Origin of the sequence: Mesorhizobium sp. WSM4976 (genome assembly GCF_029625685.1) — a bacterium.
In the GTDB taxonomy this organism is placed as follows: Bacteria; Pseudomonadota; Alphaproteobacteria; order Rhizobiales; family Rhizobiaceae; genus Mesorhizobium.
On the sequence record NZ_JARTVT010000009.1, the window covers coordinates 153,883 to 161,091 of the forward strand.

A 7,209-nucleotide genomic window follows, 5' to 3' on the forward strand; every position below is an offset into this window, starting at 1 on the left:
CGCTTCCAGGAATTGCTCCGGCGCCGGACAATTCGGGACAGGTTGATAACGGCGAGAAAACCTTAAAGTTCCCGCCCGAAAATATTGAGAATTGAGCGGGTTAACCAATCACCGCGGTCATTGACCAATCACCATGTCGGCCGGCCGTCGCCGCGCCAGAACCCGCTCGATGTTGGGCATGTCGTTGGAGGCGATCCAGGCCCGGGCATCCTCGTCTGACTTGCCATGTTCGCGCCAGCGCTCCATCAGCCGACGCTCAAGCTCTGCCCGCGGCACATCGACGAAGATGGTGAAATCGAACAAGGGTGCGAGCCGCGACCACGGCTCCTCGTCGAGAAGCAGATAATTGCCCTCGACCAGGATGAATTTGGTGTCGGCGGAAACGATCTGGGCCGCCGCGCGCGACAGTTCGATACTGCGGTCGAAGACCGGGATAGCGATGTCAGGTTCGCCTGAGCGGATGCGCTTCAATAGCGTCTCGAAGCCGGCGAAATCGAAGGTCTCGGGCGCGCCCTTGCGGGGACGCAGGCCGCGGCGGTTGAGAATGATATCGTCATAATGGAAGCCGTCCATCGGCACGACCTCGGATGTGCCTTCCGGCAAGAGCTCATGCAGGTTCGCCGACAACGTCGACTTGCCGGAACCAGGCGGACCGGCAATGGCGACAACGAAGCGCTTGGCCTTGCCGGCGCGCTTGAAGATGGCGGCTGTGATATGGGCTATCTCGGACATCGGGGGGTTTTCCGGTGCGGTTTGGCCTGTATTTTGGCGGGTGTCGGTGGAAAATTCAAACCCGGTTCCGAAGTTTCGGCGGCCTGTACGCCTTCGAGATCAGCCGAGGCGACCATCCCCTTCGTCGTCCACGGGCGGAGCAAGGAGCGTCTCGGCCTGAACTCTCACGCCGGAACCGAACGCCCTATCCGCAGGAAACCGCCGTCGAACGGCACCTCCTTCGCCGCGCCGTTCGGCGCAAGAATGCGCAAACGGTCGGCCACTGCCTCAATGTCGGCCGACGCCTCGGCCTCGGCGAACGTAACCGCGCCGATGACATGGCGGAACGAGACCGACCGCCCCTCGGCCAACGCGAAGGCTGTCGCCACGCCTTCATGCTTCAGCCAGTTGTCGCCGAGCGAGGCGGCGTGGCCGATAGCGGTGCGGCCATCCTCGATGCCAAGCACGCCGAGATGGCGACCGCTCCAGGGCGCGTAGTCGCGGCCGCCATTCGAGAACCACAGCATGGTGACCGGCAGTTCGGCCGGGTTCTTCAGCACCAGCACCAGGTCCTTTTCGGCCCGCCGCGCAATCGCGGTCCAGCCCGGGCCGCCATGATCCGCCTCGACCAGGGTGATGAAATCCTCGCGCCTGTCATCCATGCGGTAGTCGGTTAGATCGGTCGTGCCGCCGACTGCCAGCGGAAACTGTGTGAGGTCGGCGGCGCGGGCCGGATAGGCCAGCATGAAGCGGCCGCGCGCCGGGTCGGACTCAAGCGGCGTTGGGGGCGTGACAGCGACGCGCTTGGGCGAGAAGGCGAGCCGGCCGCCGCCTTGCATGACCGTCATCGGATGATGGGCAACGGAGATGGCGCCGGAGCCGCCGGAGAAGACGTGCTCCTGGTAAAGGAAAGGATGGCCGTCGCGCAGGGTAAAAACCTTGTCGACGGCTGCGCCCATCACCTTGCGGCGCAGCCGGAACACGGCCCGCCAGCCGCCGGCAATGGCGGCGTTCTCGACGACGTCCCATTCGCTGTTGGCCGGCCAGCCATGCAGGGGCGCGGGTTCGACATCGCTCGTCGAAAAAGGCGCGCAGAGGAAATCGCCCGAGAGCCGCACGGTGCCTTCCGGGAGGTTCACGGGCAATGTCTCGCGCGGCACGCCGACCCAGGGCGCGCGATGCAGGGGTCTCAGGGTGCGGCCTTCGCCCTCGACCTCCATGGCAGCGATATGGCCGACGGCGAGATCGAGCGAGACGGAGATGCCCTTTGCGCCGATGGTGACGGTGTCCATGAATGCCTCCTGCGAATCTTTGCTATACGTCAGGAAAGCCTGCGTTCAGCCTTCCGTGCAAGCAGGGCGATCGGCATTTTGCATCGGGCCCCTGCTCTTCCGTCCACGGCGGGCGGTCGCATACGGCGCCCGTCCCGTTAGGCCAGCGGCGCCAGCCTTCAAAAGCTGGGCATATGCTTCGTTGCTCCCGTTAACCAGTTGGACGCGGCACATGGGTTACGTTAGCTTCGCCGCATCTTCGCAACAGCTTCAGACCCGTCTTGCCCCGTCTCTTCCCTGTCCTCCAGAAACTCATCGCCCTGTTGGCATTGCTCGCGCTGGTCGCCGGCTGCACGACTGCGGCGCCGCCGGAAAGCGTGCTCGCTGTCCCGGCGCAGCCGCAGAAATATGCCGCGATCGTGGTCGACGCCTCGACCGGCAAGACCTTGTTCGAGGTCAATTCGCGGTCGCAGCGCTACCCGGCGTCGCTGACCAAGATGATGACGCTCTACATGCTGTTCGAGGCGCTGGAGAGCGGCCGGGTGACCAAGGAGACGCGGATCCCGGTTTCCGACCACGCCGCCTCGCAGCCGCCAACAAAGCTGCGCTTCCGGCGCGGCGAGACGATCGACGTCGATTCCGCCATCCGTGCCATGGTGGTTAAGTCGGCTAACGACGTGGCGGTGGCGGTGGGCGAATATCTGGGCGGCGGCTCGGAGGACCAGTTCGCCGCCATGATGACCGCCAAGGCCCGCTCGCTCGGCATGTCCGGCACCAGTTTCCGCAATGCCTGCGGCCTGCCCGACGATGGCCAGGTGACCACGGCGCGCGACATGGCGGTGCTTGGCATGGCGCTGGAAAAGCGCTTCCCGCAGCATTTCCACTATTTCTCCGAAAGCGACTTCATGTTCCGCGGCCGGCTGGTGCGCGGCCATAACGACATGCTGGGGCGCGTGCGCGGCGTCGACGGGATCAAGACCGGTTACATAAGAGCTTCCGGCTACAACATCGTCACCTCCTACAATGCCGACGGGCGGCATCTGATCGTGGTGGTGATGGGCGCCGACAGCGCGCGCCAACGCAACGACCATGCCGAGGCGCTGATCCAGCGCAGTCTGGGGCCGGCGATCGCGGACGCCGGCCAGCCGAGGCTGATGTATTCCGGGCAGCAGCCTGCCTCGCCGCCCCCCGGCCTCCTTCCGCCGACGGACCCGGCGTTGCCCGGTTTGCCGCCGCCGGATCAGCCGACACCTGGGTCGGCGGTGCCGGACCAGTCGGCATCCGATTTTCCGTCTCCGGACCTGGCATCGCCCGGCGCGCCGCTGCTGCCGACACAGTAGGGCGGCGGGGCGAACGGGAAAGTCCGAGACGCCGGCGGGACAGCGCCCCCACTTGGGGGAGATCAGATGTCACGCTGGCTTTCGCCAATCGCGAGCGCTAAAGGAATGAGCGGGACGTCAAAACCGCCAATCTCCCCTTGTGGGGGAGATGTCCGGCAGGACAAGGGTGGCGCGAAGGATCGCTACCGATAGTGCTTATCTGACCACCAGCACCGGGATCTGCGTCAGCGACACCACCTCCGCCGTCTGGCTGCCCAGCACGAGGCGGCCCAACCCGCGGCGGCCGTGCGAGGCCATGACGATGAGGTCGCTGCCCTCCGCGCCGGCGACCTCGAGGATCGCCTCGGCGGGCGTGCGGTTCTCGATATGGACACCCTTCGAGCCGACGCCCTTGGCATCCGCCTCGGCCTTGCATTTGCCCAGCAGCTCGCTGGCGTATTTGCGCGCGCTTTCCTCGTAATTGACCAGCTCGTCGGCGGCGACATAGCCGGCCATGGCGCCGCCCCATGCCAGCGCCGGGAACGGCTCGGAAACGGTGACGAAGGTAACCGTGGCGCCCAGGCCCTTGGCCAGCTCCAGCCCGTGGGCGGCGCCCTTCTGGGCGAGTTCCGAGCCGTCGGTGGCGATCAGGATTTTCTTGTACATGGTGGCGATCCCTCTTTTGCGGGGCGCCGCGCGCGCCCAGGTGGCGGGAGCCTGAACGGTCAGGCCTGATCTCGATATAGTCAGCCTATCAGGCCCGCCACAGGGGCCAGTTCGATGTGGATCAAGGCCAGGCGGCGGAGACGATTGCGCCAGGAGGGTGGGACGACCGCGAGCGGCGCTGCCCTATGCAATACACGTGCAGCGCCGGGCGCTCCCCGTCCTGCTCCAATCACAAGAACTTGTTCCGTCACACACTTTTCACACTGACCATGGATATGCCGCGCCGGCTTGGCGTATCGTACCCACAAAGCCTCGAACAGGAGCACCGACCATGGCAGGCGACCCGAAGGCATCCGCGCAAATCCAGGCCGACAACGAGGACGACGTCGCCGGCGAGTATCTCGAGGCGGAGACCGTGCTGGAGGATGCGCAGGCAGCCGCCGACGAGATCCTCGAAGCGCCGGAGGTGCCGGATTCCGAGCCCCACGGCGAACCGCATGTTCCGGGCACGGCCCGGATCAAGCCGAAGAAGAAGCCCTCGGCGATATCGGGGCGCAAATTCCGCAAGCGCGACCTGGTGCGCATCGACGACCTGAGGCCCAGTCTGGCCGACCGCATCCGCTCCGACCATCCCGACCTGCCGCGCGGCGCCCGCATCAGCCGCGAGGAGCTCGGCCGCTACCGCATGCGCTACATGGAGGAGTTGCTGCAGCAGGAGCACGGCGAATTCTCCGAGCTCGACCGCCAGGTGGTGGAATCGATCGCCAAGCAGGACACGATCTCGGAGAACTCGGAAGAGGAATATGAGGAGCACCGCTCCTTCCCCGACCGCGTCTCCGACACCATGGCCGAGTTCGGCGGCAGCTGGTGGTTCCTGATCTCGTTCGCGGCGGTGCTTTTGCTGTGGATCGGGGTCAACCTGGTCGCCGGCACGACCAACGCCTTCGACCCCTACCCGTTCATCCTGCTCAACCTGATGCTCTCCTGTATCGCCGCCATCCAGGCGCCGGTGATCATGATGAGCCAGAAGCGCCAGGAAGCCAAAGACCGGCTGCGCTCCTTCAACGACTACCGGGTGAACCTGAAGGCCGAGCTGGAAGTGCGCCACCTGCACGAAAAGCTCGACTACCTGATCTCGCGCCAATGGCAGCGCCTGGCCGAAATGCAGCAGATGCAGCTCGATGCGATGCACGAGCTGGCAAGCGCGAAGAAGCAGAAGCACGCTGCAAGGCGCGCCGTGAGGCGCAAGACCGCGAAGGTGCCGGCGGAGGGGTGAGGAACTCGAGTTCCTCGCCCGCCAGAGGCGGGGAGAGGTGGCTCGGCGAAGCCGAGACGGAGAGGGGAGCGCCCTATCCGCCAATCCTCAGTCAGACAATCAGCCGCGACGCCCACCGCACAATCGCCAATTGCCCGTTGAAGCGTGCTGCGGCTTCCGCTAAGAAGCCGTGGCTGGCCGGCTCACCGGCCGGTTCGTTTTCCGGTTCACCGGGAAGCACCCGTAGCTCAGCTGGATAGAGCGCTGCCCTCCGAAGGCAGAGGTCACAAGTTCGAATCTTGTCGGGTGCGCCACGCGTTGGCGCCACTGTTCCTCACCCCAGCACCTCCCCTATCGCCGCCGCCAGCCGCTCCACCCCGTCCCGCGTCTGCGCGGCATCACACGCTGCATAGCCCAGCACCAGCCCTTGGGTCGGCGCCGTGTTCTGGAAATATTTCGACAGGGGCGAGACGTTGATCGCCCGCTTCGCCGCCGCCTGGCTGACCTTGATGTCGTCGATGCCGTCCCTCAGATAGCCCACCAGCTGGATCCCGGCCTCGGCGGGCGAGAGCGTGATCTCGTCGCGCAGGCGCTCCGACACGATGTCGCGGAACAGCTGGCGGCGCTGCGCGTAGATTCGGCGCATGCGCTTCAGATGCCGGCTCATATGGCCTTCGGTGATGAAATCGGCGAGCGCGGCCTGCAGGAGCAGCGGCGCGAACTGGCCGGTGGTGGAGAGCGCGTTGACGATGCGGCTGGCGAGCTCCGGCGGCAGCACCATGAAGCCGAGACGCAGCGCCGGGAACAGCAGCTTGGCGAAGGTGCCGACATAGATGACGCGGCCGGAGCGGTCCATGCTCTGGATCGCCGGCACGGGGCGGCCCTGAAACCGGTATTCGCCGTCGAAATCGTCCTCGATCACCCATGAATTGGCGGTCTCGGCGATGTCGAGCAGACGCAGCCGCTCCTCCATGCGCATGGTGATGCCGAGCGGATGCTGGCAGGCCGGCGTCACATAGATGAGGCGGGGCGAAAACACAGGCGCATCGAGGCGCCAGCCGCGCTCCTGGTCGACCGCGATCGGCAGGATCCTGGCGCCGGCCACGGTGAAGGCGGCCTTGGCGCCGTAATAGCCGGGCTCCTCCATCCACACCGTGTCGTCGGGGTCGAGCAGCAGGCGGGCAAGAAGATCGAAGGCGGCCTGCGCGCCGGTGGTGACGACGACCTGCTCCGGCCTGCAGCGTACGCCGCGCGCGGAATAGAGATAGCCGGCGATCGCCGCCTTCAGCGCCGGGTGGCCGGTGACGTCATAGGTGCCGAACAGCGTCTCGCCGCCATGGCTGGCGCGGCGCGCCACGAGCCGGCCCCAGACGCCGAAGGGGAAGCTCCCCGCATCCGGCATGCCGGGGTGGAAGGCGACATGGCCTGGACGGCCGTGATGATAGGGCTGGCTGAGCAGCAGCCGGCCGCGCAGCGAGGGTGATCGCAGCGGCAGGGGCGGCTCCTCGCGCGGCGATTCGCGCGGGCCCTCGGGCAGGTCGACGATGACCGGGCGGGCGCCCTGGCGGTTGGCGAGATAGCCCTCGGTGACGAGCTGGTCGTAGGCGGCGACGATGGTGTTGCGGCCAAGGCCGAGCTCGGCGGCGAGCGCGCGGGTGGAGGGGAGCTCCGAGCCAGGGGGAAGCGCGCGGCTGCGGATGATGGCGACGAGGCCGTGATAGAGCTGGCGCGAGAGATGCTCGGGGTTTGAGCGGTTCACGGTGAGCGTGTCGAGCGGGAAGGGTTGGGGTTTGGGGTGGGGGCGCATTTCACCGCGGCCCAGTGTTGGACGAGAATTGCGGGTGTGCGCTCTTGACCCAGCGGCGGAGAGCAATCCCGTGCGGCGCTCCCCCTCTCCGTGGGGGGGGGGGGGGGCCCCCCCCCAAAAATGGGCGCGGGGGACAAAAAAAAAAAAAAAAGAGAGAAAGCGGCACACCCCCCCCCCCCC

The 7,209-nt window shown here is 66.4% G+C and carries 6 protein-coding genes and 1 tRNA gene; 3 read left to right on the forward strand and 4 right to left on the reverse strand.

Going from position 1 to position 7,209, the window contains the following annotated elements; translation table 11 throughout:
* Positions 1–117 precede the first annotated feature (117 nt).
* Both P9272_RS13180 and P9272_RS13185 read right to left on the reverse strand, forming a co-directional pair.
* Positions 118–732: a nucleoside triphosphate hydrolase gene (locus tag P9272_RS13180; RefSeq protein WP_128260978.1), complete on the reverse strand. Its 615-nt coding sequence runs from the start codon at positions 730–732 to the stop codon at positions 118–120.
* Positions 733–896: 164 nt separating this feature from the next.
* A complete protein-coding gene (locus P9272_RS13185; protein WP_278160869.1) occupies positions 897–2,003 on the reverse strand; it encodes a hypothetical protein in 1,107 nt (368 codons plus the stop codon).
* 260 nt (positions 2,004–2,263) lie between these two features.
* Between P9272_RS13185 and P9272_RS13190 the strand changes: the two genes are divergently transcribed.
* Positions 2,264–3,322 carry a serine hydrolase gene (locus P9272_RS13190; RefSeq protein WP_278160870.1) on the forward strand — a complete coding sequence of 353 codons (1,059 nt, stop codon included), beginning with the start codon at positions 2,264–2,266 and terminating at the stop codon, positions 3,320–3,322.
* A 195-nt stretch (positions 3,323–3,517) separates the two neighbouring features.
* Here P9272_RS13190 and P9272_RS13195 read toward each other — a convergent pair whose 3' ends face one another.
* Positions 3,518–3,967: a universal stress protein gene (locus P9272_RS13195; RefSeq protein ID WP_128260981.1), complete on the reverse strand. Its 450-nt coding sequence runs from the start codon at positions 3,965–3,967 to the stop codon at positions 3,518–3,520.
* Between the two features lie 331 nt (positions 3,968–4,298).
* Between P9272_RS13195 and P9272_RS13200 the strand changes: the two genes are divergently transcribed.
* Together P9272_RS13200 and P9272_RS13205 are read left to right on the forward strand one after the other, a co-directional pair.
* Positions 4,299–5,243 (forward strand): DUF1003 domain-containing protein, encoded by a 945-nt coding sequence (locus P9272_RS13200; RefSeq protein WP_278160871.1) that lies wholly within the window; start codon positions 4,299–4,301, stop codon positions 5,241–5,243.
* A gap of 216 nt (positions 5,244–5,459) precedes the next feature.
* Positions 5,460–5,536 (forward strand) — tRNA-Arg (locus P9272_RS13205).
* 20 nt (positions 5,537–5,556) lie between these two features.
* On the opposite strand, the gene P9272_RS13210 is transcribed toward P9272_RS13205, so the two are convergent.
* A complete protein-coding gene (locus P9272_RS13210; protein WP_278160872.1) occupies positions 5,557–7,029 on the reverse strand; it encodes an aminotransferase class I/II-fold pyridoxal phosphate-dependent enzyme in 1,473 nt (490 codons plus the stop codon).
* Positions 7,030–7,209 lie beyond the last annotated feature (180 nt).